This is a genomic window from Flavobacterium microcysteis (assembly GCF_006385255.1).
Classification (GTDB): Bacteria; Bacteroidota; Bacteroidia; order Flavobacteriales; family Flavobacteriaceae; genus Flavobacterium; species Flavobacterium microcysteis.
In genome coordinates this window covers 496,156-521,756 of the sequence record NZ_VFJE01000055.1, presented here as the reverse complement: position 1 = coordinate 521,756, position 25,601 = coordinate 496,156, and the positions used below count along the sequence as shown (strand labels likewise).

General features: G+C 34.0%; 16 protein-coding genes. 8 read left to right on the top strand and 8 right to left on the bottom strand.

Going from position 1 to position 25,601, the window contains the following annotated elements:
• Positions 1 to 68: 68 nt before the first annotated feature.
• From FJA49_RS13655 to FJA49_RS13645, 3 genes are all read right to left on the bottom strand, one after another.
• On the bottom strand, positions 69 to 371 hold the full coding sequence (locus FJA49_RS13655; RefSeq protein ID WP_140001472.1) for a hypothetical protein: 303 nt from the start codon (positions 369 to 371) through the stop codon (positions 69 to 71).
• A gap of 62 nt (positions 372 to 433) precedes the next feature.
• Positions 434 to 1,291 carry a WG repeat-containing protein gene (locus FJA49_RS13650; RefSeq protein ID WP_140001471.1) on the bottom strand — a complete coding sequence of 286 codons (858 nt, stop codon included), beginning with the start codon at positions 1,289 to 1,291 and terminating at the stop codon, positions 434 to 436.
• 73 nt (positions 1,292 to 1,364) lie between these two features.
• On the bottom strand, positions 1,365 to 2,156 hold the full coding sequence (locus FJA49_RS13645; protein WP_140001470.1) for a hypothetical protein: 792 nt from the start codon (positions 2,154 to 2,156) through the stop codon (positions 1,365 to 1,367).
• Positions 2,157 to 2,411: 255 nt separating this feature from the next.
• Here FJA49_RS13645 and FJA49_RS13640 point away from each other — a divergent pair, with 255 nt between their 5' ends.
• The 7 genes from FJA49_RS13640 (at position 2,412) to FJA49_RS13610 (ending at position 16,899) form a co-directional block, all read left to right on the top strand.
• Positions 2,412 to 4,571: a tetratricopeptide repeat-containing sensor histidine kinase gene (locus FJA49_RS13640; protein ID WP_140001469.1), complete on the top strand. Its 2,160-nt coding sequence runs from the start codon at positions 2,412 to 2,414 to the stop codon at positions 4,569 to 4,571.
• Between the two features lie 300 nt (positions 4,572 to 4,871).
• Positions 4,872 to 6,866, top strand: a complete 1,995-nt coding sequence (locus FJA49_RS13635) for a tetratricopeptide repeat-containing sensor histidine kinase (protein ID WP_158629491.1) — start codon at positions 4,872 to 4,874, stop codon at positions 6,864 to 6,866.
• Between the two features lie 399 nt (positions 6,867 to 7,265).
• The gene (locus tag FJA49_RS13630; RefSeq protein ID WP_140001467.1) at positions 7,266 to 8,327 is read left to right on the top strand and encodes a DNA cytosine methyltransferase; all 1,062 of its coding nucleotides are present in this window, start codon (positions 7,266 to 7,268) and stop codon (positions 8,325 to 8,327) included.
• Positions 8,317 to 11,223 (top strand): ATP-binding protein, encoded by a 2,907-nt coding sequence (locus FJA49_RS13625; RefSeq protein WP_140001466.1) that lies wholly within the window; start codon positions 8,317 to 8,319, stop codon positions 11,221 to 11,223. Before FJA49_RS13630 ends, FJA49_RS13625 begins: the two co-directional genes overlap by 11 nt.
• A 4-nt stretch (positions 11,224 to 11,227) precedes the next feature.
• Positions 11,228 to 12,859: a response regulator receiver domain gene (locus tag FJA49_RS13620; protein WP_140001465.1), complete on the top strand. Its 1,632-nt coding sequence runs from the start codon at positions 11,228 to 11,230 to the stop codon at positions 12,857 to 12,859.
• A gap of 6 nt (positions 12,860 to 12,865) precedes the next feature.
• Entirely contained in the window at positions 12,866 to 14,554 is a 1,689-nt protein-coding gene (locus tag FJA49_RS13615; protein ID WP_140001464.1) for an McrB family protein, read from the top strand.
• Between the two features lie 5 nt (positions 14,555 to 14,559).
• Positions 14,560 to 16,899 carry a DUF2357 domain-containing protein gene (locus FJA49_RS13610; RefSeq protein WP_140001463.1) on the top strand — a complete coding sequence of 780 codons (2,340 nt, stop codon included), beginning with the start codon at positions 14,560 to 14,562 and terminating at the stop codon, positions 16,897 to 16,899.
• Between the two features lie 168 nt (positions 16,900 to 17,067).
• Here the strand turns inward: FJA49_RS13610 and FJA49_RS13605 are convergent, their stop codons facing one another.
• The 5 genes from FJA49_RS13605 to FJA49_RS13585 form a co-directional block, all read right to left on the bottom strand.
• A complete protein-coding gene (locus FJA49_RS13605) occupies positions 17,068 to 18,501 on the bottom strand; it encodes a TolC family protein (RefSeq protein ID WP_140001462.1) in 1,434 nt (477 codons plus the stop codon).
• Entirely contained in the window at positions 18,494 to 21,664 is a 3,171-nt protein-coding gene (locus FJA49_RS13600) for an efflux RND transporter permease subunit (RefSeq protein ID WP_140001461.1), read from the bottom strand. Before FJA49_RS13600 ends, FJA49_RS13605 begins: the two co-directional genes overlap by 8 nt.
• Positions 21,665 to 21,877: 213 nt before the next feature.
• Positions 21,878 to 22,957, bottom strand: coding sequence for an efflux RND transporter periplasmic adaptor subunit (locus FJA49_RS13595; protein WP_140001460.1), 1,080 nt, complete (start codon positions 22,955 to 22,957; stop codon positions 21,878 to 21,880).
• A gap of 173 nt (positions 22,958 to 23,130) precedes the next feature.
• Positions 23,131 to 23,520, bottom strand: coding sequence for a hypothetical protein (locus tag FJA49_RS13590; protein WP_140001459.1), 390 nt, complete (start codon positions 23,518 to 23,520; stop codon positions 23,131 to 23,133).
• Between the two features lie 165 nt (positions 23,521 to 23,685).
• Positions 23,686 to 24,561 (bottom strand): clan AA aspartic protease, encoded by an 876-nt coding sequence (locus FJA49_RS13585; RefSeq protein ID WP_140001458.1) that lies wholly within the window; start codon positions 24,559 to 24,561, stop codon positions 23,686 to 23,688.
• Between the two features lie 146 nt (positions 24,562 to 24,707).
• On the opposite strand from FJA49_RS13585, the gene FJA49_RS13580 reads away from it, so the two are divergent.
• A complete protein-coding gene (locus FJA49_RS13580) occupies positions 24,708 to 25,553 on the top strand; it encodes an EamA family transporter (RefSeq protein WP_140001457.1) in 846 nt (281 codons plus the stop codon).
• Positions 25,554 to 25,601 lie beyond the last annotated feature (48 nt).

Sequence of the window (25,601 nt, the reverse complement as noted above, 5' to 3'; positions counted from 1 at the left end):
CAAAATCATTGCATTCATAAATGACACTTTCAGGTCTTAGTGTGTGTTGTTTATTTTCATTTATTTCTCTATATGTTTTCTTGTGGCTTATACATCCAGTTAAAATTAAAGGCTCCACATTTAGGACAGTTTATATACTCTCCTTTCAAATTATCAAAATTGCAACGATTGCAATGTCCAGTTTTTTCGTTTATATGCAATACAATATATTTTGCATCATGTAGACTAAGCATATGCTGTTCTCTTAGATACATCATGCCCTTCATAGGATTGTTTTTTACCATTTCAGAGAGTTTGTCTTTTTCTGAGGTACTAAAATCCGGGCGTTCGATTCCTTCTTTTGGAAGGCATTTTGGGCATTGTATTTTCATTGGGGAATTATTTTCTATCTTAAAAATTGTTCTATAAATTGTTTTATTTTGTTCATACTATTTTAGTCTTCCCAAAATTCTTGTCCTTTTTTATCAATATATCCCCATTTTGAGTTTCCCGGAATATAATAGTCAACGCCCCATCGTTCATGAACAAATGGATTAACATCCGGCATGTCGGTTACTACTTTTGCAATATCATATTCATAATTAAATCCGAAGTAGTATTCTTTGTTGTAGAGTCTTTGTCCGCTACTATCAATATGATAAAACGCTTTGGAGTTTTTTGCAACCATAGATGTTCCTTCATCAAACTCGCTGGCAGAAAAATAACTGGCTTCAAAAATTACATTTCCATCCCTGTCTTTAAATCCAAAGTACCTGTCTTTTTCAAATTTTATCAGTTCTTGATTTTTCTTAAGCTTTCGGTTTCTATCATCAGAATAAGGGCGCCCTATTTCATTCCAAACCGCATTAAGATCGTCAAATTTGGGTTCAACAACAATTTCGCCTTTTGAATTTATAGCGCCATAACAATGGTTTGGAAAACAAACAATACACTTGTCATCTTGAAAACCATTTGCTGTTAGTGCCTGAAGTGTAAAGACACTTTCGCCAAAGCGATTTATAAATAAACAATTATCCGTTGATTGTCTTTCTTCCCCATTTTTATCATCAATAATCAGTACCGATATTTCTTTTTTGGTAAATGGAAATACGCTGTCTGCAAGTGGTGATATCTGTTTTCCGTTTGTGTTGATCCAACAGCGTTTATCAGCAATTTTCACTAGAGCCAGATCAAAATTTTCTTCGCTAAATGGATAGATTACATCATCATAAATACAGTCAATAAGTATAGCCTTCTCAGCATTTGAAAAGCCCCATTTGTCGATTTTTCTATAAGGTATAGGATATTTCATTATTCGTTACTATCGATTGTTTTACAAACTGATAATTATGTGCGGGTATTCGTAAACACATAGCACAATACAGCTATTTATGATCTCCAATAATTTCAGCCAACAGATCTATTTTACGCCACTTTTTCAGGGCTTTCTTCGAAATATTTTGTGGTACTGGAGTACGGTCGTTGCTGAAATGGGTGAAATTTGAGATAAAATCTTCCAAACTGTCAATTTCATCCTCAAAAGTTTCGAGAAAAGATTCGGAACTTAAAAGATCTATGATCGCAATATAAGCTTCATCGTTAAGTCGGTATTCGTCGGTAATGTCGATAATTGCATCAAGTAGTTCCTGATTGTTGTCAAAGTCATCGTCAGCGGTAGCGATAAGCCTTAACACTTCTGTAGATGGTGATTTATAGTCTTTATTTTCTACCATTTGTTTAATTTCCAATACGCAGGAAAGTTCAAAAGGCACATTGTTATTGTATTCGCCTTCAAAGCCCAATTCTTCAATTATGCCTCTCCAGTGTACATAGACTTTGTTGTTTTCAATTTTTTCAAAGGTGATTTCATTGTCCTTGATACCGTTGTGTCTAAACATATAAAAGGTAAACAGATGTTCATCGGTCACATAGTCATAGGCGTCTTTTATATGGATTGTTTTACCAACAAGCGATTGCAAATTGCCCTGCGTAGCCATCATCTGCTCGCAACGAATATTCCCGCTATGATTCCCTTCTATAAAAGGAGCCTCATCACTTTGTATCCAAATATCCCAGACGGTACAAACGGGTTCTAAATCTTCTTGGTTGTATTCTTTTATGAACGATTTCTCAGTATTGATAGGAAATATATAGTCTTTGATTTTTAGGGTATTCATTGGATTGGTTTTTTCAAATGTAGAGAAAAATCGGTTCGGATGACTAAATGAAAGATTTTTTCTACAGAATTATATATTCAAAAAGTAGTTATTAATCGATACTATTTTACCTGAGTTACTGTCTTATCAATTATAGCTATAAAAAACAACAAACAAAAATGATACTTGTTAACAGTTTGAACAATTTACTACAAAAATTATCCTATTTTTGATTTTCTAAAAACGTAACAACCAAAAAAAACTACCACCTTACTGATGTTTACTATCAAATCTTCTCAATTTATAAAACGAATTTTTCTTATACTCTTTTTAGCCAACCTATCCAATGGTTTTTCACAAAACAAAGCAGTAGACAGCTTACAGACCTATACAAAAAAAGATACGATAAGGGTTAAATTATTAAATGCAGCAGCTCTTAAAATAATGAGGACTGATGCTGATAAAGCATTACAGTTATATAAAGAATCGGAACAACTCTCTGAAGCCTTACAGTATAAAAAAGGAAAAGCCTATAGCTTACTGATGTCGGGTAGAACCTATTCAGGAAAAGGAGATTATCAAACTGCCATTAGTTATTTTAAGAATTCCATGGAGGTTTACGAGGATTTAAAGATTAAAGTAAGTGTTGCCAATTGTAATTTGAACATTGGTATGGCTTATTACGATCTGACTGATTATCCAAAAGCTTTGGAATATCTTAAAACTGCCACAGAACTTAGTGAACAATCCGGTAAATTAAAAGTGGCCTCAAACGCTTTGATGATTATTGCCATGATTCATAATACTCAGGGAGATTATGACAAAAGCCTTGACTATTATAAAAAAACAATAGTAATTGATGAAAAGTTAGGAGATCGAAAAGGACTTGCTATTACTTATATCAATTTGGCAAATCTTTATAAACAGCAAAACCAACCCACTCTTGCTTTAGAATACTATAATAAGTCCATAGAAATCAGCAAACAATTTAATGATGAATATAGCATTGCTTCCAATTTAAACAACATTGGTACGATGTATCAGGAAATGGAAAATAATAAAGTCGCTCTTTCTTATTTATATAAATCATTAGCCATCTTTGAAAAGCTAAAAAAAGAGAAACAGGTTATGGGTTGCTTAAGCAACATCGGTATTATCCTTATGACGGAAAAAAATCCTAAAGCCTTAGCAATATTTAAGAAAGGATTAAAACTAAGCCAGGAAGCAAATGAAACCTTTGCCGTTGCTTTTTTCAATAACAATATTGGAGCTTATTACTTTATGGTTGAAAACTATGATGAATCGCTCCGTCATTATGAAAAAGCAATAAAAACATATAAGCAGATCGGAGCTCAGCGGGAACTGTCTAACAGTTATTTGAATATGGGCAGGATTTATTTTGCTAAAAAGGAATATGATAAAGCAATGCAGTTTGCCAAAGAAGGAAGTGATATTGCCAATGAACTCAAACTCCTGAGCTTGCAAACGGATTACTCTCTTTTATTTTCAAAAATCTATTATGCTATCAAAGAGTATAAGTTGGCCTATGAAAGCGGACAAGAACATAAAGAACTAAACGACAGCCTGTACAAAAAAGAAACTTTTGATAAGCTCGCAGAAATCAAATACGAATATGCTTATAAAGACACCTTAACTACGGCAAAGAAAAGTGTGAACACCTTAAAGAAAACAGTAGCCGTTTCTCAATTACAAAAAAAATGGCTGATTGCCGGCTTTATAGGTCTTCTGATTGTTTTGGGTTTCCTAGTTGCTTTATTAAAAATCAGACGAGTAAAAATGCAGAACCAACAACTACTGTTAGAACAGAAGTTACTAATCACACAAATGAACCCGCATTTTATATTCAATTCCATACAAAACATCAGAAGTTTGATTAACAACAGACAAAATGATGAAGCAGTAAATTATCTGGGTAAGTTTTCTAAACTAACCCGACAAATTCTTGAACACTCCAATCAGAATTATATTTCATTAGCTGAAGAGGTTGAAATGCTTGAAAACTATCTCACTATACAGCAACTTTTGTATGAAAACAAATTCATTTTCAATATCCGTATAGAAGATAGCATGGATACCGAATCCATATTTTTACCACCTATGTTGGCGCAGCCTTATATTGAAAACGCCATCAAACACGGGTTAAGCAATACAACAGAAAACGGAAAAATTGATGTCCATTATTATTTAAAGGATGAAAAACTCTATTTTGAAGTAACCGATAACGGTAAAGGATTTGGTTCTGATGAGAAAGTCAGCAATCACAAATCACTGGCCATGACCATCACAAAAGAGCGTTTGACGTTCTATACTAAAAACAAAGATTTCGTGGTGCAAACTAATAATGTAATCGCTTCTGATGGAAGTATCGAAGGCGCCAAAGTCGCTTTTGAAGTTCCTTACATTTATGAAAGCTAAAGTGATACTTACTATAAACTGCTAAAAAGGTAATATAAAAAACCAGTTAAAGTATTTTAACTGGTTTTTTATTTTTGTTGGTTGGGCTATATGTATCTATCAATTGATTATTTTTACTTCCGTTTTTTAATCACATCCCTCAAATTTATGTTAAATTACAAGCATTTAGCACCTTTTCTACTCCTTCTCTTTATCGGCTTTCCTGTTTATTCTCAGAATAAAACAATTGATTCTTTAGAAACGATATTGGCTAATCCCAAAATTAGTGATACAACACGTATTAATACCATTATTGCGGGTATGGATAACACAATTATGTTGAGTAAAGCACATGTGGCCTACTTCAATCAGTTACCTCCTGTTTTTACTAAAGGATTGGCAATGCCCAAACTTCACCCAAAAGTAAAGCGAAAATACCAATTTGCTGCAGGTGTGTATTACTACAATACCGCAAAAAAAGAAACAAGTGAGGGCAACAAAAATGCGCCAATGCACTTTGATGAAGCTATAAAGTATTGGAAAGAATCCAAAGACTATAAGCCTATGGCATTAGCGATAGTTGGTAAAGGTGCGTACTACCGCCATATTGCTGACTGGCCCAATACGTTCAAATACTTTTTTGAAGCCTTAAAATTCTACGAGAGCATTAATAATGAAAGCGGAATATCAACCGTAAATATGGAAATAGGAACCGCTTGTATAGCTCAGCAGGACTGGAATAAAGCTATTGTTCATCTAAAAAAAGCATTGCCCTATTATGATGTCCCAGAGTCAGAATTAAGAAAATCAGACCGCCATAGTTTAGCGGTAATTCATAATAATATAGGCACATCTTATACCCGTCTTAAAAACTTTACCGAAGCCCATAACAGTTTTTTAAAAGCATACTACTATATCAAAAAGAATAAAGATCCTCAGGCAGAATCGATAATTTTAGTACAATTGGCCCAATCCTCCAGTGAATTGGGAAAACTAGCTGAGTCGGAAGATTATTTAAAAAGAGCCTTAGATTTATGTAATGATGATATTTCAAAACAAGGAGTATATGGGAGTGCTGCACGCATTAATTACAAAAATAAAAACTATGATAAGGCTGCGGAGTATGGTGAATTGAGCTACAGCCTGGCAAAAAAAAATAAAAACATCAATTCGCAGTCCGGTATCACCTCCTTGCTATACAAAATTTATAAAGAAAGCGGACAGTATGAAAAAGCATTAAAAATGCATGAAGCCAATATTGTAATAAAAGATTCTACAAATTTAGAAGCCTCAAAAAACGAATTGGCGCAACAAGAACTCAAATACCAGTTTGAGAAAAAAGAACTGCAACAAAAAATAATCCAGCAAAAGAAAGTAACAGCCGTCGAGCTCGAAGCCCAAAAGAAAATGGCACTGGAAACCTCAAAAAACACATTAGCCCGACAACAGTTAGTATATGATTTTGAAAAAAAACAGCTAAACCAGAAACTCGCTCAGGAAAAAAATGTAGCTGCCATCAAACTAAGTTCTGAAAAGAAAACAGCCGCCATCAAACTAAGTTCAGAAAAGAAAACGGCCGTTAAAAATAACTGGCTGATTGCCGTTTCTTCTGTATTCCTTCTTTCGTTGCTGGGTGCTTATTTCTACTACCGAAACAATAAACAGAAACAAGCCATTACGGTTCTGGAAAAAAACCAAATCAAACAAAAGCTACTTATCACTCAGATGAACCCGCATTTTATATTCAATTCGATTCAGAACATCAGAAGCCTGATTAATAACAGACAAAATGATGAAGCAGTGAACTATTTGGGCAAGTTTTCTAAACTGACAAGACAAATACTTGAAAACTCCAACCAGAACTATATTTCATTGGCTGAAGAAGTTGAAATGCTTGAGAATTACCTCGCCATACAGCAACTTTTATATGAAAACAAATTCAATTTCAATATCCGTATAGAAGAAAGCATTGATACTGAATCCATATTTTTACCACCAATGCTGGCTCAGCCCTACATTGAAAACGCCATCAAACATGGATTAAGTAACACAACAGAAAATGGCAAAATTGATATTCACTATTATCTGAAAGAAGAAAAACTCTATTTTGAAGTAACCGATAACGGTAAAGGATTTGGCACAGATGAGAAAGTCAGCAATCACAAATCACTAGCCATGACTATTACCAAAGAACGCTTGGTTTCTTACACAAAAAATAAAGATTTTATAGTGCAAACCAATAATGTAATCGCTTCAGACGGAAGTATTGAAGGAGCTAAAGTTGCTTTTGAGGTTCCTTATATTTATGAGAGTTAAGATAATATAAACTCCTAAGTAGGATAATTTAAAAAACCAGTTAAACTATTTTAACTGGTTTTTATTTTTTTTGATGGTTTTGATTATGTGAAAATTGGAAAATATATTCAATTACGACTAGCCTTTATAATTATATTAATTTAATGAATTTAATACCTCATTGCATTTTATAATACTTAACTACATATTGTAGCTTTTGAGATAAAAAAGTCGATTTTGTCAAATAAATGATAACGAAAAAAATCATAAAATAGATCTATTAAAAACCTCATATTGTCAGAAGAGTTATAAATATATTTTTAAAATTATAAGATTTGAGTTACATTAGCACAAACATTTGTACTAATGTAATTTTATATTAGACCTAAAATACAAAAAATCAATTAGATTGATTATAAAATGAATAAACTAAAAGCAGTTGATTTTTTTTGTTCTGGAGGAGGAATGAGCCACGGAATGAAAAGTGCTGGCATTGATATTTTAGCCGGCATCGATTTTGACGAAACTTGTAAAGAAACGTATGAAACCAATATTGAAGGAGCTAAATTCATACATAAAGATGTTTTTAAATATCAACCAAAAGAGCTTCAAAAAGAGCTTAATCTAAAAAAAAACGATAATGATTTAATTTTGATAGGATGTAGTCCCTGTCAATTTTGGAGTATTATAAACACAAAGAAACAAAAAGCCGAAAAGTCTAAAGATTTATTAAAAGAGTTTAGAAGATTTGTGGAATATTTCAAACCTGGTTATGTGGTTGTTGAAAATGTTCCAGGCGTTTTTAGAAAAAAAGAGGAAAGTGGCCTTCAAGATTTTATTAATTGGTTAAAAGAAGACAATAAATATAAAGTACACTGTAAAGTTCACGAAGTAAGTAACTATGGAGTTCCACAATTTCGTAAACGTTTTACACTTATCGCAAATCGTATTACTGATAAAGAGTTAGCCCCAATTCGTGTTTCTGGTGAAAAAATAAAAGTAAGTGATGTCATAGGTGAACATAATGGGTTTCCAAAAATAAAACCTGGGAATAATGACTCTAGTGATTTTATGCATACAACATCTGGATTATCAGAAATCAACTTAAAAAGGCTTGCTATTACTCCTAAAAATGGAGGCACAAGGATGGCATATGTTTATGATAAAAATTTAGCACCAAAATGTCATTATGGAAATACGACTGGTTTCAAAGATATTTATGGACGGATGTGGTGGAATAGGCCATCTCCAACGATAACAACAAAGTTTTTCAGCTTTTCAAATGGAAGATTTGCACATCCAGAAGAAGATCGCGCTATATCCTTAAGAGAAGGTGCTGTTTTACAATCCTTTCCAAAAGACTATATTTTTAAAGCAACCAGTATTGCTAACATCGCACGTATGATTGGTAATGCTGTACCTCCTAAATATGCTGAAGCAATAGGCAAGTCAATAATCCAAAATCACTCAAATGCAGTTTAGAACAAAAGCAAGAGCAGTTGATTTATTAGGTAAAGGACAAATCGCAGATTTACCTACAGCTATTACTGAATTATGGAAAAATGGATATGATGCTTATGCAGATAATTTAACTGCAGAAATTTTTAAAGTAAAATTTAGAGATTTGCCTTCCTCGTTGTTCCTAATTTCCGATGATGGAAAAGGAATGTCTAAAAAAGATATTTTAGAAAAATGGCTGGTATTAGGAACGGATTCAAAAAGTCGAGCTGAGTTAGAACAACTAGAAGATCAGGAAACACTTTGGAAAAAACCGAGAATTAAAGCCGGTGAAAAAGGTATAGGACGACTGTCTGTTGCATACTTAGGATATCCGATGCTAATGGTTACTAAAAAGATTGGGCATCCTGTTCAGTTATTGTTTTTTGATTGGAGGTTATTGGAAAACTTTAATTTATTTTTAGATGATATATATATTCCTGTTGAAGATTTAGCTTCTATTTCAAAAGTAAGAGATACTTTTTACAAACTAAAAATCTCCTTTCTGCAAAACTTCAAAAAGAAAAAAGATAGTGAAGGAAATCCGATCTGGGAAGATAAACAACTGAATCTTAAGTATGAAATATTAAAATCCGTTATAAATGCACGTTTAACAAATGAAATGATTAATACATTATTTTCTAGTTTTCTTGACATAAAAGAAAACCACGGTACAAAATTTTTAATATTTGAACCTATCGACCAAATTTTAGAACTGGCTGAAGAAAATAAAGATGAAGATAATAGTGAGGGACGAGAATTTACAATATCCAGTTTATCCGGATTCGTAAACCCATTTAAAGAAAATAACCAACTTGTTAATACTTTTTTTTATATACACGAAGTTTTAGGTCAAGACAAAGAGCTTATAAACGGAGAGGGGAATTTTTTTAACGCAGATGATTATCATTTAGCTGATGTTTTAATTGACGGGAAATTTGACGGTAATGGAAATTTCAAAGGGAATTTAAAAATTTATGATAAAATAGTTCCGTATGAATATATAACTACACGTAGAAAATTTGCAAAAAAATTCTATGGAGAAATACCTATTAGATTAGGTTACAGTCAAGGTGACAGAAAAGATTCTATGCTTGGTGATAATGCCTTTAAAAAAATAAATGATAAAGTGTCCAAAAACGGCGGTCTGTATATTTTTAGGGATGAGTTCCGAGTTTTGCCATACGGTAGACCTAATGCAGATTTTTTAAAGTTTGAAGAACGTAGAAATAAAAGAATTGGTACCTATTATTTTTCCTACCGGAGAATGTTTGGTTATTTAGAATTGAGTAGAAGAGAAAACCCTGACCTGAAAGACAAATCTAGCCGTGAAGGGTTGATTTCTAATGATCCGTATAGAGCATTCGAAGCAGATTTAATTGCGTTCTTTATTCAAGTGGCTAAGGATTTTTTCTCGGATAAGGCTCAACAATCGATTTTTTTAGATCAGAAAAAAATATTAAATGAACGAAATAAAGCTATAGAATCAGATAGTAAGCGAGAAACTGAAGAGAAAAAAGCATTTAGTAGATCGTTAAATGCTTATCCAAATAAATTTAAAGAATATGAAAAAGAATATTCTTCCTTATTAGAGCTATTAGCCCAAAAAATTGAAGACACCAATGTTGCTTTTTCAGAAATAGAAAGTATTTTGGAAAGGTTACACAGATTAGATGTTGAATTTGAGAACCTTCTTCCTTCTATTCCTAAAAGATATGAACCTACTGATTTGCAGTTGGATCGATTAAATAAATATGAAGATCAGATTCATTCCTTTAATAACAATATTAAAAAGAATAGTATTGTTTTAATGGTTAAAGTTGCTGAAAAAGCAGAATTAAGGGATTTGAAAATAAATTTCACAAAAAATATTGATATTTATAAGGGAGAATTGGAGACACTTATTTCTGATAATTTTGAAATTTTAAAATCAAAAGTAAACTCGTTAATAGCGGAATATAATAATCGTTCCGAATCAATATTGAATGAGTTTGGAGATGCAAAAAAAGCCGCCTTAGATTCTATTTTTTCAAAGAACGAGATTCAGAAACAATCTGAAGAAATTAAGAAGAAGTTTGAGGAATTAAAGAAGACATTAAATGAAACATTAATTCCTTTAGTAAATCACGTTAATAGAATGAGTTTTGATATTGATGAAGAGTTACTACAGGGTGCCTATAAAGCAGAGTATGATAGAATGAGAAATCAATGGAATCAAGTTCAGGATACCGCACAATTAGGAATTGCTGTTGAGATTATTGATCACGAATTTAATGTATTATACTCCAGAATTAATCGGCTACTTCAAAAATTAGACGAAGAAATTGGAATAGTCGAAAATTCCGATTACCAACTTTTGGAAAAAACCTTTAGAAATCTTGAAGATAAGTATGATTTATTGTCTCCTTTATACAGAATTAATTCCGCTATAAGTAAGGATATTAAATGTTCTGAAATTATAACGTATATAAAGGACTTTTTTGACCGAAAACTAACGGAAGAAAAAATAAATATTGTAGTAAGTGATTCTTTTGAGAATCATATCATTCGTATTAAAGAACCTGTATTATATACCGTTATAATAAATATAGTTAATAATGCAGTTTTTTGGATGAAAAATGCAGAAATTAAAGAAATACACTTTGATTATCTGGAAGAGAAAAAAGAAATACTCATTCTTAATTCTGGACAAAAAATAGAGGAACACAGACTGCCTAAAATTTTTGATTTATTTTATTCAAATCGTCCTAGCGGCAGAGGCATCGGATTATATCTGGCTAAAGAAAGTTTAAATGAGTCTGGATTCCGTATTTATGCAACCAATAAAAATTCTTATAATAGATTGGATGGTGCTTGCTTTGTTATAACCCCTAATTCATAATATCATGACCTTTGAAGAACGAGCGGATGCGATTTTAAAAGATGCAATAAAATCAGCTATATATATTGATGATAAAGCGAAAGCCTTTTATCAAAATGTTTCAATTCCGGAAAATCTTACCGAGGAAGAATTATCACAAAACTTGTATAAAAACTTCAAAGAGAATGGAATTTCATTAGAAGTATATAAATTTAATATTGGTTCAGAAAATGAGCTAACAGAATTACAATTTATTACTAATAATCGAGATTTTGTAATATTAGACTGGAAGTTAGCAGGCGAAAGCGGGGAATTATTATCATTAAAATTATTAAAGGAAGTAGTAAGAGCAAAACATATAAATTTTTGCTCTATATATACATCTGATAATAATTTAGATGACGTTTTATTTAATTTAATTTCATTTTTTTCTAACAAAACCAGAGATTATTACGAAAAAGTAAAAGAAGAAATAGAGCTTGAAGAATATCCCCCGTCATTAAATGATATTTTCCATCAAGTCAATATTAATAGATCAAATTTAACAGAAGTTAAGAGATTAAGAGGGGAAATATATAAACAAGATAAAGAAATTATAAATAAGCTTATTGAAATTACAGGAGAAAAAGATCAAACCTGCGCTATAATCAAATCTTCAATATCTCTCTTATCCACTCATAAATCAGAAACAGCATTATGTTGTCCAAGTTACATCAACTATAAAAGTAAAATAATAGTTATTAATGACACCATCATTACCATATTAAATAAAACTGAAAATAAAGCTAATGTGCTTTTAGAAAATTTTAAGAACCATATAATTAATGATGTTGAAAGTTATAATCAATTATTAGGAATTGAACTATACAATCATCTTTTCAGAACAAGTGCAATAACTAATGATTCTATTATGAGCTTTTCGAAGGATGCTTTAATTCATCATCGAAGAAAATTAAAAAAGGAAAAAATTGGACATTTTTTCAAGAGCTTTATCGACGAGATTTTGCTAGAAAAAATTTCGATGTCGCTTCGTGATAGACAATCATTATTGTTAGATGATCAATTACTGGATGAATTTGAATCTAGGATTGAAAAAGAGTATACTGATTTAGGTGCATTGCATAAAATGAATGTTTTTTATAATTCCTTTTACTTAGATAAGATTGGTCAAACAATTAATTTTGGAGATGTATTTTTAATGGAAGAAAACGAAAATCATAAAGAAAGACCTAAGTATCTTATATGCTTAACTGCTCTTTGTGATTGTTTAAGACCACACGATAAGATTAAAAGTAATTATTATTTTGCCGAAGGAAAGCCTATAAACATTAATAAAGCACTTGATTTAGGCGAAACTGCATTTATTAGTTATCTCCCTAATGATATTACTATTATATGGTCAGATATAGCCCAAGATGAAAATCAACAAAAATATAGCCCTATATATATCAAACCAATACAGTATAAAGTATTTGAAAAAATAAATAAGATAGATGAGAATAGTCAAATAAATGTACATTACCTGGATAAAGAAGGAAATACAAAAAGTGAAAAGTTGACTTATTTAGGAACAATAAGACCTAATTATACTCAAAGAATAGCAAATCATGCATTTTCTTATCCAATCAGAGTCGGAGTTGATTTTGTTAAACTTTAGCAAATTATGAAAATCGATTTTACACAGGGAGAATTAATTAAAGCTATTAAACAAATAGATAGCAATCCTGATCTAAAGAGGGGAAGGCATTCCTCTAGGTATGACTTGATTTATAAAGGAGCAAAATATCCTCCTATTCTGGTACTTTCAGTGGCAAATGAATTTAAAGGAGGAAAAGAAATAACCTTATCTGATTTTAAAAATAATATCGAAATTCCTTTTAAAATTCTTCGTGATAAAGGATTTGAGGTAAAGGAAAAATCTTTAAATAATCAAAAAGACTATATTGAATGGAGTAAAAGAGCTTTGAGTATTCAAACCAGCACTAAGCAACAATATGTCACTTCTATTGAAAATTTATCTAAGATTGTAGGTTACAATATTTTTGAACGTAATAATCTTAATGAAATAATTGATTTATATGAAGATTTGTTAAAAGAACAAAAAAATAAAGGCGGAAAGTATTATGAAGAAGAAAGACCGTCAGCTTCACTGAAAGGGTGGTATTCAGCTTCTGTAAAGACCTATGTGGATTTTTTGAAAGCAAGAAAAGAAGATACCAATATCGGAAACAATTTAAATTATTTATTATTTAATCAGCAAGAATTTATACAATCAATTCGTAATTCAGGACTTAACTTTGACCCAACAATTGTCATTCGTTTTATCGCTTCCCTATTGACCAAGCCCTTTGTATTATTAACAGGTCTTTCAGGCTCGGGTAAAACGAAAATTGCACAGAGTTTTGTACAATGGATTTGTGAAGACGACAGCCAATATAAAATTATTCCCGTAGGAGCTGACTGGACAAACAGAGAACCATTACTTGGATACCCAAATGGTCTTAGTCCAGAAGAATATATCTTGCCTGATTCCGGGGTTTTGAATATCATCATTGAAGCTTCAAAAGATGAAAACCAACACAAACCATATTTTCTTATCTTAGATGAGATGAATCTTAGCCATGTAGAACGTTATTTTGCAGATTTTCTCAGTGTGATGGAATCGGAAGATAAAATAATGCTGTATTGCGGAACAAACAGAAAAAGTCCCGAAGGAGTTTATGTTCCTCCATTTGTCGACATATCAAAAAATCTTTTTATAATAGGTACTGTAAATATTGATGAAACAACTTATATGTTTAGTCCTAAAGTGTTAGACAGAGCCAATACTATTGAGTTTAGGATTGATGAGGCTAGTATCAAAAGCTTCTTTCGTCAACCGTCAACAATTGATTTATCTGTTTTGAAAAGCAAAGGAGCTTCAACATCTGAAAATTTTTTAAAACTTGCTTCTGACAATCATATTGTGCCAAATGATATTTATGCGGATATCTTTGTAAAATTCTTCAATGAATTAAAGAAAACTGGAGCGGAATTCGGATATCGAACAGCATTTGAAATGTTATTATTGATGAAAAAACTTAGCTATATCGGAACATTTTCAGATAATGAATGTATTGATATTGCAGTAATGCAGAAATTGCTTCCTAAGTTACATGGTTCAAGAAGTAAAATTGCTAAAGTATTAGACGCTCTGATTCTCCTATGCCTAAAAGACGGACAATCTTTTTCTATTGCCAAAAACGAAGAAATATCTTCTGAAAATATATTATATCCGATTACTTTTGAAAAATTAGTACGGATGTACAAAAATGCTTTGGACAATGGTTTTACAAGTTATGCAGAAGCTTAACATGTATGAAAAATGAATGCCTTAAGATATTGTTAGATGAGATTGAATCTGGATTGATACTTTCCGTTTTTCCGGAGGGTAGATCTGACTTCCGTATCATTGACAGCCAGGATGCGTTGCTATATTCCGAAAGTATTTATCAGGTTTTAGAAGGTAATTCTTACGAATACAGTTTCAATAAAAATACTTATCAATTAAAGGCCTCCGTTCCGGGAATAATAATTCCTTCCAAAACACACATCTCATCTGGCAGGATGGTACCGAATATCTATGTAGGCACATTAACATTAGAGATAGAAGAAATAGCATTAGGAAAACCTGTTTATAATTTAGATATAGAAGTATTAGCTACCAAATTTAATCGAGAACTCGACAAAAGCTACCGTGAAAATTACAGATTTATGCTGGAAAGTATCACAGATAAATGCACGGAACTATTGATGCAGATCAATACACCCATTTATCAAACTTTTGATATTAATTTTGATTGCGATTGCGGAACGATTTATCAAAGATTTTGTTTTGTACAATCTATTATCGATAACTCTATATTTACTGAATCTATTGAAAGAATCATCATTAACCCAAAAACAAATTGGGAAACAGAATCGGAGACAGCCGATATACGGAAAATCAGAAGAATAAATAATCACTCACTTCGTCAGATTATTTCAGGTTCGAACCGAATTCTTCTGTCCGAACAGCATCTGATGCAGAAGTTTAAAATATATTCTGTACCATTGAAAATAAATAGCTTTCGTAAAATTGAAAATTCGGATACTCCTGAAAACCGATTTATAAAATACGTTCTGGAAACTTTTAAACAATTTTGTGATGAATGTCTGCGTGTTTTTCAAAAATTCAAAATGACCAAACCGTCTACAGAAGCAACTTATCTGTCAAAGAAACTGGATTTTTTTTTAAATCATACTTTTTTTAAAGATATCAATCCACCGACATCATTAAAACTCAACAGCCCTGTTCTGCAAAAAAGAAGCGGATACAGAGAAGTTCTGAATCGATGGTTACAATTTGATTTTGCTTCAAAATTGATTTGGAAAGGAGGAGACGATGTGTATAAAGCTGGAAAAAAAGATATTGCTACACTTTATGAATATTGGTTGTTTTTTACTTTATATGATTTAATAAAAGAAAAGTTTGAAATTGAGAGCATCATCTTTGATGAGAAAGTTTACAAACATTTAATCACAGAAACCAATGATGGTTTGAATGTGATGTTAAAATCAGGAAAACATACTGCTTTGGAGGGAAACCTTACCAAAAGAAATCGGGATTTAAATATAAAATTTTCATACAACCGCACGTTCAAAGGCGGAATACCCTATCAGAATAAAGTTAGCGGAAGCTGGACAACTCCGATGAGACCAGATTTTACTCTGAGTGCCTGGCCCAAAATGTTTTCGGAAGAACAAGCTGAAGCTAATGAATCTATCGTTCATATCCATTTTGACGGAAAATATAAGGTTGATAATTTTTATCGGACAGCACAGCTTGATTTAGAGGGAATCGATTTAGAACAAGAATTAAGCAAAGTATCTATCGACGAAAGAAAGGGAAACTATAAAAATATTGATTTATTAAAAATGCATGCATATAAAGATGCTATTCGTCGTTCAGGTGGTGCTTATATTTTATATCCAGATATAAATGAAAAACCTTTCAGAGGTTTCCACGAAATTATTCCTGGTTTGGGAGCCTTTTCCGTGAATCCATCACCTGATTCGGATGTAAGAGAGTTATCCAATTTTCTCGATTTAATTATTGATCATTTACTGGACAAAACTTCACAACGTGAACAACTTTCTGATGAAATCAATAAAATATTCAAAAAAACTAAATCTGATGCAGATTTTTTACACGACAGAATACCTGAATTTTCAGGTACAGACAGGCTCATTATTGATAAAATATCTGTAATTATAGGATTTTATAAAAATATAGAACAACTAAATTGGATATTGAAAAACAATCTTTACAATCTGAGAACTAGCACATACAGAGGCTCTTTTAGATTAACAAAAGAAAATATTGATGCCAAATATCTGATTCTTCACGGAAAAAATGAGCTCAAAACGAATAAAATTTACAAATTAAAATCTGCTGGACCAAAAGTATACTCAAAAAATGACTTAATCAAAAAACACTATCCCGAACCAAAAGGGCAACTGTATTTTATCTATGAAATAGAAGGTGAAGTGTCTGATGATTTCGGGAGTGCCAGTTTTGATTTAAGACAACTTACCCAATTTGAAAATTTCAGAAATTCAGCCACCCCTTTCACTGTAAAATTAACAGAACTTTTGAAAACAAAGTTGGATAAATAGCTAAATACAAAATAATCAATTCCATTAAACACTTAATATACAAAAACTTATAACACTATTTATATATTTTGTAGTAGTTAATCTTAATATCTCCCTTAAAAAAACAAAAAAACTAGCCAAGGAATAAACCCCCCTTGACTAGTTCTCCAATCAACCTAACAAATCAACCTATTTCCAGCCTCCTCCTAAATTTTTATACACATGAACTACAGCGTTCAGTTGTTCTTTTTTGGTTTCTATTAGTTCAAGTTTAGATTCCAAAGCATCTCTTTGGGTCATCAGTACCTCGAAATAATCGACTCTTGCCGATTTAAATAAATCGTTTGAAATATCAATAGATCTATTCAATGCGTCAACCTGTTGCGATTTTAAATCGTAGCCTTTTTGAAGGTTTTCGATTTTAGAAAGCTGTGTAGATACTTCCAGATATGCATTTAAAACCGTACGGTCGTAATTGTACAATGCCTGAAGTTGTCTTGCATTAGCACTTTTAAATTCTGCTTTGATCGCATTTCTGTTAATCAGCGGTGCTGCCAGATCACCTGCCACAGAATACAAAAGCGATTCCGGGAATGTAAACAAATATGCCGGTTTGAAAGCACGTACGCCAAACGCCGCAGAAATATCAAGTGACGGATAAAACTCGGCACGGGCAACTTTTACATCCAATTTTGCAGCTACCAATTCTAATTCTGCCTGCTTGATATCCGGGCGGTTGCTCAACAATTGTGATGGAATACCTGAATTTACAGTAGCCGGCAATAAGTCGGTAAAATTGGTTTTGTCTCTTTTGATTTCCTCTGGATAACGGGCTAGCAAAAAGTTAATCTTATTCTCCGTTTCCTTGATTTTTTGCAGGATTTCAAACTCCAAACTTTTTGAGGTCAACACTTCGGCTTGAAACTTCTGAACCGCCAACTCTGTTGCGCGTGCCGCCTGCTTCTGGATTTTTACAATTTCTAAAGCATTGGACTGCAAAGCAATGGTCTGTTTAACGATATCCAACTGGCTGTCTAAAGCCAACAATTCATAATACGAATCGGCTACTTCAGCAATAAGGTTTGTAATCACAAAGTTCTTTCCTTCAACGGTTGCCAAATATCTGTTGACAGCTGCTTTTTTAGAATTGCGCAGCTTTTTCCAAATATCAACTTCCCAATTGGCATAAGCACCAATCGTATAATCTGGTAACGGATCTGGTGTTTCAACTCCGGGTTTGATTTCGGTTGAGGCATCACCTGCACCCTGGCTTGTGTACCTTCCCACTTTTTCGAGTCCGGCTCCGGCACGAAGTCCAACCGTTGGTAACAATAATCCTTTTTTAACACGGACATCATTTTTAGCAATTTCAATTTCCTGTAAAGTGATATTCAGCTCCTGGTTGTTTTTCAACGCAGTATCAATCAACTCCACAAGATTCGGGTCTTTAAAAAATACATTCCATTTAACGGTCGACATATTGGTCGTATCCTTGCTGGTTCCGAAAGATTCCGGAACAGGCTTGCTTGGAGTCTCAGCTATTGTCTGTGGCGCCTTACAGCCAATTACGGCAAGGCAAAGCGCTACGACAATACTATATTGGTATATTTTGGATTTAAACATGATTGTTATCGATTTCTTCTGTTAATGGGTTTTCTTCTTCATTTTTCACCAATTTGTGCTTTTCGGCAATTCGGGCAAATATGTAATACAATCCAGGTATTACAAATACACCGCAAATTGTTCCAAGAAGCATCCCTCCTGCTGCGGCTGTACCAATGGTTCTGTTACCAATTTTTCCAGGTCCGGTTGCAAAAACCAACGGAATCAAACCTGCAATAAAGGCAAACGAAGTCATCAAAATAGGACGGAATCTCGCTTTTGCTCCTTCCATAGCCGATTCTAAAACCGACTTACCGGCAGCATGCCTTTGGATGGCAAATTCTACAATCAACACGGCATTTTTACCGAGCAAACCAATCAACATTACCATAGCAACCTGAGCATAAATGTTATTTTCAAGTCCCATGATTTTCAGTAATAAGAAAGCTCCAAAAATACCCGCCGGTAGTGAAAGGATAACCGACAATGGCAAAATAAAACTTTCGTATTGTGCAGCCAGTACCAGATAAACGAAGCCTAAACAGATAAGGAAAACCCAGATAGCCTGATTTCCTTGTGCTACTTCATCAGCAGAAATACCGGCCCAGTCAATTCCATAACCTCTTGGCAATTTTTTCTCAGCTACTTCTTTAATCGCCTTAATCGCCGTACCACTACTATATCCTCCCGCAGCTGCTCCACTGATTTCAGCAGAAGTATACATATTATGTCTTGTAATTTCAGACAGTCCGTACACTTTTTCCATTTTCATAAAAGCAGAAAAAGGTACCATTTCGTCTTTATTATTCTTGACATACAGTTTTAAAATGTCATCTGGCAAAGCTCTGTATTGTGGCGCTGCCTGAACGATTACTTTATAGTTGAATCCGTATTTAATAAAGCTAATTTCGTAATTACTACCAACCAGTGTTGACAGCGTGTTCATGGCGTTTTCAATAGAAACTCCTTTTTGCTGTGCCAAGTCGTTGTCTACTTTTAGCATGAACTGAGGGAAACTCGCACTGTAAAAACTGAATACCGAAGAAAGTTCAGGACGTTTGTTTAATTCTTTTACAAAATCCTGAGTAACGGTTTCCATTTTCTTATAGTCACCAGAACCTGTTTTATCTAACAGACGCAATTCGAATCCACCTGCTGCTCCATAACCCGGAACGGCTGGCGGTTGAAAAAACTCGATATTCGCACCCGGAATTTCTTTTGATTTTTCTTCTAATTCCTCCATTACTTCCTGTACAGAATGTTTTCTTTCGTTCCAGTCTTTCAGGTTAATCAAACAGGTTCCTGAGTTAGCACCCGTACCTTCTGTAAGGATTTCATATCCCGCCAATGCTGAAACCGATTGAACGCCTTCTACTGTTTCTGCCATTTTCTGTAGTCTTTCCGCAACATTGTTTGTTCTTTCCAAAGAAGAACCCGGCGGTGTCTGGATAATGGCATAAAACATTCCCTGATCCTCATTCGGAATAAATCCAGAAGGAACTGTGCTGCTTATTAGCCAGGTTCCGGCACAGAAGCCAATCAATGCAGCAAAGGTTACTGTTCTTCTGTTTACAATTTTCCCTAATACATTCTGGTATTTATCAGAAGCAATGTTGAACGTTTTATTGAAACCGTCGATAAAGATTTTTACAGGAGTTCTCTTTTTTGGTTTACCATGATGATTTTTCAACATGATAGCACAAAGTGCCGGCGTTAGCGTCAAGGCCACAATACCCGAAAGGATAATCGCTGTTGCCATAGTAATAGAGAACTGACGGTAGAAAATACCTACTGGTCCTGACATAAAGGCTACCGGAATAAATACCGCTGCCATCAAAAATGTAATCGCAATAATGGCTCCTGCAATTTCATGCATCGCTTGTTTAGTCGCCTTCCGCGCTGAAAGATGTTCTTCTTCCATCTTCGCATGGACGGCTTCGATGACGACAATGGCATCATCGACGACGACCCCAATTGCCAATACCAAGGCAAATAATGTAATAAGGTTTAGGGTAATTCCGAAGAACTGCATAAACACAAACGTTCCGATAAGAGAAACCGGTACCGCTATTGCCGGAATAACCGTCGACCTCCAGTCGCCTAAGAAGATAAATACTACTATACCAACCAGGATAAAGGCTTCAACCAACGTATGGATTACTTTTTCAATAGAAGCATCCAGGAATTTAGAAACGTCATAACTGATTTCATAGTTCATTCCTTTTGGGAAAGAGCTTTTCTTGATTTCTTCCAGTTTAGCTTTAACGTCTTTAATAACCTGACTTGCGTTACTTCCGTACGATTGCTTTAATACGATTGCTGCTGAAGGCTTTCCGTTTAGGTTGGAATAGATATCATACATCGAACTTCCTAGCTCAATATCGGCCACATCTTTTAGTCGTAATAACTCTCCATTTGGATTGGATCGTAAGACTACGTTTCCGTATTGTTCTTTTGTCGTAAAACGACCGGAATATTTTAATACATATTCAAACGCCTGAGATCTTTTTCCGGAACTTTCACCTGTTTTTCCTGGTGACGCTTCCAAACTCTGGCTTGCCAAGGCTTCCATAACTTCATCGGCAGAAATTTTGTAAGCCAGCATTCGGTCTGGTTTTAACCAGATTCTCATGGCATATTCACGGGTTCCAAGAATATCGGCAACACCCACACCATTTACCCTTTTTAATTCGGATAGGATATTAATATCGGCAAAGTTATATAGGAACTTCTGGTCGGTGTTTTTATCATCACTATAAAGGTTGACATACATCAGCATGCTCGATTCTTCACGTGTGATCTTCACTCCTTCTCTTACTACCAATGGCGGTAGTTTGTTTACTACTGAAGCTACACGGTTTTGAACGTTTACTGCTGCTAAGTTCGGGTCTGTCCCCAAATTAAATACGACTTGGATACTTGCTTCACCATCGTTACCGGCATCTGAAGTCATGTATTTCATTCCAGGTACTCCGTTCAGTGCTCTTTCCAAAGGAATGATTACAGATTTGATCATCAGTTCACCGTTAGAACCCGGATAATCTGCTGTTATATTTACTTTTGGAGGCGAGATCGATGGGAATTGAGTCACTGGCAGGTTGAGTACTGACAAGGCTCCTAAAAAGACAATTATAAGCGATATCACTATCGACAATACAGGTCTTTGTATAAATTTATTAAACATTTACTTTGATTTTTTATGATTAAAGAAGAATGAGATTTTGGATTTGGGATTTGTGATTTGTGATTTTGGATTTTTGATTTTGGACAATAGAGAATAGATGATAGATGAATAGACTAATAACTATACACTATCAATTGTCAACTATCCACTAAAAACTATCCACTATCAACTAATCACTATCGATTATCCCCTATCAACTATAAACTAATTCGTTTATTCTGCTTTTAATCGTAGATTACTCATTACCTTTTTAGGAGCTACATATCCGTAAGCGATTCTGTCATCGTCTTTTACTTTCTGAACACCATCCAATAAGATTTTATCATTTTCGTTAATGCCTTTATTGACTACATATAAGTCTGGCATTTCACCACCAACAGTGATTTCTTTTGAGCTCAGTACGTTGTTTTTGCCTACAACAAAAACATACTTTTTGTCTTGGATTTCATACGTAGCTTTTTGTGGAATTACGATTGCATTTTTAAGAGGTACTAGCATTTGTACTTGTCCTGTTTCCCCATTTCTTAGAAGTTTGGTCGAATTTGGGAATCGGGCTCTGAAAGCAATATTTCCGGTTTCGTTATTAAATTCACTTTCGATTACTTCTACGTCTCCTTTGAATTTAAATGGCTGACCATCGGCTAAAATCAAGTTTACTTTAGTTTCTGCACGGTCTTTTACGTTAGTCTGATATTGTATGTATTCCGGTTCAGATACGTTGAAATACGCAAACATCTGGCTGTTGTCTGAAAGAGTAGTCAGTAATTCGCCTTCATCGATAAGGCTTCCTAGTTTTAATGGAATACGGTCGATGGTTCCGTCAAACGGAGCTCTGATTTCTGTGAATGACAAATGAAGTTTTGCTAACGATACTTCTGCTTTTGCTGCCTGAAGTTTTGCCTGGGCTGCTGCCAGTTCATTCTTTGAAACTACGTTTTTATCTGCTAAAATTTTGGTGTTCTGTAATTCTATTTCGGCCGATTTTTGTTCTGCCTGAGCTTTAAGCAATTCTGCCTCATACATTTTAGGCATAATCTTAAATAACAATTGTCCTGCTTTTACGAATTGGCCTTCATCAACATAAATGTTTTGTAAGAATCCTTTCTCCTGAGCACGGATTTCTATGTTACGTACCGATCTGATTTGCGATACATACTCTTTAGTAAAAGTAGTGTCGATTTTTACAGGGCTGGTAACTGTAAATTTATCGGCTTCTTCTTTTTCTACTTTTTTAGTTGTGCAACTAGCAAGGCACAACAAGGCAATGATGCCTGTTAGGATGATTTTCTTCATTAGGTGAAAAATGGAAATTAAGCGATTGAATGCTTGGAATGCGATGATTCCGTTAGGTGTAATAAAACATCAGTAACCATGGTTACGCATGAACAGCCATTCTGAAGAAGTGAGTAAATAACAACTACAAAATATAATGATCACACTTTAGGCGACCGATATATTGGAGTTAATCAAATACGTAATACCCTATGGGTAATGTAAATAGGATTTGATTGGCCACAAAATGGCGCGAAGGTTTTAAAATTCTTTTGATAACGGTCTAGTATAGGTTGACAGTAGATTGTCTCGTACCAGTTATCAGATAAGCTATAATTTCCTATGAAAAGTTTATTCCAAATTCCGTCTTTGAGATCGTCTCCTCCGGGATGACCTTCATCAAGATCTAGGTCAGCATCTTCAATTAAAGTATTGCTTGTGTCTTGATTGGTAAATTTTACCCTGTGTTTTTTCTGAAAAGTATGAGACGAATGTGAAGTTGGTTGCGTCGCAGCATTAAGGTATTGCCCTCCGCTTAGCAGAAGTAAAGAGACATATACGAATAATGCAAATAGCTTTTTCATTTGCCGCCAAAAGTAAACAAAGTATTGAAACAAAAAAAGAATTTTCACTACGCTTTAACAAGTAAATGTTTCGAAAACGTTATCATTGATTCCAAAAATGTTTTTTTCAGTGTAATTTATTCTGAACCAATACATAAAAAGTGATCAAAAGTGAATGGCTAGCTATTAGCTTTTCTCAATATATTCTGCATTGAAAAGATGATTTGGCTTCAAGTAGATAACATTATTTTGGAAGTCAAGAAAAGTGTCAAATCTTTTTAATACTTCATTTCCAAGAATGTGGATATTGGCTCCGTGTAATGGCTTATTTGATGTGATTTGCTGTACAGGAACATCTTTTAATTCATATTTTCCAATTTTCAGCAGCTGTAAATCAGATGTAATCACTGGAACCTCGTTTCCTTGTGCGCCTCTCATGATTACTTTTTTTATCACTTTCATCTTGTCAGTAGGAAAATTGCCTTCTTTGAGCAAATCATTGTCAAGCATCGCTGTTCTTTGATATCCTGAGTCAAATAAAAATAAAGCCGTATTGTCTACTCCATCGTGCGAAATTTTGCTTTCTACAAAAACAAGTCCCTTAAAAAAAGTAATTCCAAGTTTTGAAAATGCATTGTCTTTCAAAACATACTTAGGCAATTGAGAATACACCACCATGATATTCTTACTATAATTCAACTCTACGAATTTACCTTTGAATAAATCCCAGCCAAATCTTCCATCAGTACCATGCCCGGTCAATTCAGCATCATACACTTTTGTAGCGTAATCATGCTTGCCTATTCTAACATCGTAAAATGTATTATAAAGCTCAGGCGCGACTTTCAACTTGTTTTTCATGACATCGTTTGTCAGTACTAATTCTGTCGTGCCTGTATCAAAATTCAGATTTAAAGTATCGGTTTTATTAAAAACGGCCTTGACATAGATTGTATTTTGGCTATTGATAACTAAAGGAATGGTATCGCTTGATGAATTATTAGTTTGTCCGACAGCACTTACAGATGCGAAAGCAAATAGTGCAAACAAGATTTTCTTCATGGAGTATTTTTTTCGGTCTTCGTTGCCAAATATAAGAGTTCCTTCAACAAACTTATAAAGTTTTATAACAAATTCGCAAAAATCCTGACAACTCGTTATTCTGCCTTGCAATTTTGTAATTTTGCCTACGCAAACGCAATCTTCCTATGAGACTCAGAAACATCAACATACCTCCTATTCCTGCTGTACTTTTTGCTATAATCAGCGTACAATCGGGAGCAGCGATAGCCAAAACACTTTTCCCATCCATAGGTGCTGCGGGAACAGCATCGCTACGTATTGGTATATCGGCGTTGATCTTAATGGCGGTTTACAGACCAAATTTGACAAAATTCACCAAAGAGCAATGGAAGTTTGTAATTCCTTACGGTCTTTGCCTCGGCGCCATGAACCTGGTGTTTTATTTTGCAATTGAAAGGATTCCCATAGGATTAGCCGTAACATTAGAATTCATAGGCCCTTTAATGGTAGCTGTATTGGGTTCCAAGCGTGCCGTTGATTTTTTATGGGTATTGCTTGCTGCTGCAGGTATTGTGTTGATTGCTCCCTGGACAACAAACGGAGTGGATATTCTGGGTGCGGCTTTAGCTACATTAGCTGGTGTTTTTTGGGCGGCCTATATTGTTATTGGAGGAAAAGTTTCAAAAAGGATGGATGGCAATCAAGCTGTTGCAACGGGTATGCTTATAGCCGCTTGCCTTGTTGTGCCTTTTGGAATTTTTGGAGATGGACTGAACAGTCTTACTCCTAAGTTTTTAGGTATGGGAATCGCTTTGGCGCTTTTATCAAGCGCTATTCCGTTTACTTTAGAGATGAAAGCTTTGGGCAGGCTTCCTGCACGAACGTTTAGTATTTTGATGAGTTTAGAACCGGCAGCCGCTGCCATTTGTGCTTTTATATTTTTACAGGAATACCTTTCCTTCAACGAAATCTTAGCTGTAGTTTTTGTCGTTGCTGCATCAGCGGGGTCAACAATTACTTCCAGGCGATAACTATTTGAGGATGGAATAATGTTCCATGAATTTTTCGTTGAACCTCAT

Bases quoted from the DNA above. Each gene is read 5' to 3' on its own strand.
- FJA49_RS13655 (WP_140001472.1), bottom strand. From the start codon at position 371: ATGAAAATACAATGCCCAAAATGCCTTCCAAAAGAAGGAATCGAACGC.
- FJA49_RS13650 (WP_140001471.1), bottom strand. From the start codon at position 1,291: ATGAAATATCCTATACCTTATAGAAAAATCGACAAATGGGGCTTTTCA.
- FJA49_RS13645 (WP_140001470.1), bottom strand. From the start codon at position 2,156: ATGAATACCCTAAAAATCAAAGACTATATATTTCCTATCAATACTGAG.
- FJA49_RS13640 (WP_140001469.1), top strand. From the start codon at position 2,412: ATGTTTACTATCAAATCTTCTCAATTTATAAAACGAATTTTTCTTATA.
- FJA49_RS13635 (WP_158629491.1), top strand. From the start codon at position 4,872: ATGGATAACACAATTATGTTGAGTAAAGCACATGTGGCCTACTTCAAT.
- FJA49_RS13630 (WP_140001467.1), top strand. From the start codon at position 7,266: ATGAATAAACTAAAAGCAGTTGATTTTTTTTGTTCTGGAGGAGGAATG.
- FJA49_RS13625 (WP_140001466.1), top strand. From the start codon at position 8,317: ATGCAGTTTAGAACAAAAGCAAGAGCAGTTGATTTATTAGGTAAAGGA.
- FJA49_RS13620 (WP_140001465.1), top strand. From the start codon at position 11,228: ATGACCTTTGAAGAACGAGCGGATGCGATTTTAAAAGATGCAATAAAA.
- FJA49_RS13615 (WP_140001464.1), top strand. From the start codon at position 12,866: ATGAAAATCGATTTTACACAGGGAGAATTAATTAAAGCTATTAAACAA.
- FJA49_RS13610 (WP_140001463.1), top strand. From the start codon at position 14,560: ATGAAAAATGAATGCCTTAAGATATTGTTAGATGAGATTGAATCTGGA.
- FJA49_RS13605 (WP_140001462.1), bottom strand. From the start codon at position 18,501: ATGTTTAAATCCAAAATATACCAATATAGTATTGTCGTAGCGCTTTGC.
- FJA49_RS13600 (WP_140001461.1), bottom strand. From the start codon at position 21,664: ATGTTTAATAAATTTATACAAAGACCTGTATTGTCGATAGTGATATCG.
- FJA49_RS13595 (WP_140001460.1), bottom strand. From the start codon at position 22,957: ATGAAGAAAATCATCCTAACAGGCATCATTGCCTTGTTGTGCCTTGCT.
- FJA49_RS13590 (WP_140001459.1), bottom strand. From the start codon at position 23,520: ATGAAAAAGCTATTTGCATTATTCGTATATGTCTCTTTACTTCTGCTA.
- FJA49_RS13585 (WP_140001458.1), bottom strand. From the start codon at position 24,561: ATGAAGAAAATCTTGTTTGCACTATTTGCTTTCGCATCTGTAAGTGCT.
- FJA49_RS13580 (WP_140001457.1), top strand. From the start codon at position 24,708: ATGAGACTCAGAAACATCAACATACCTCCTATTCCTGCTGTACTTTTT.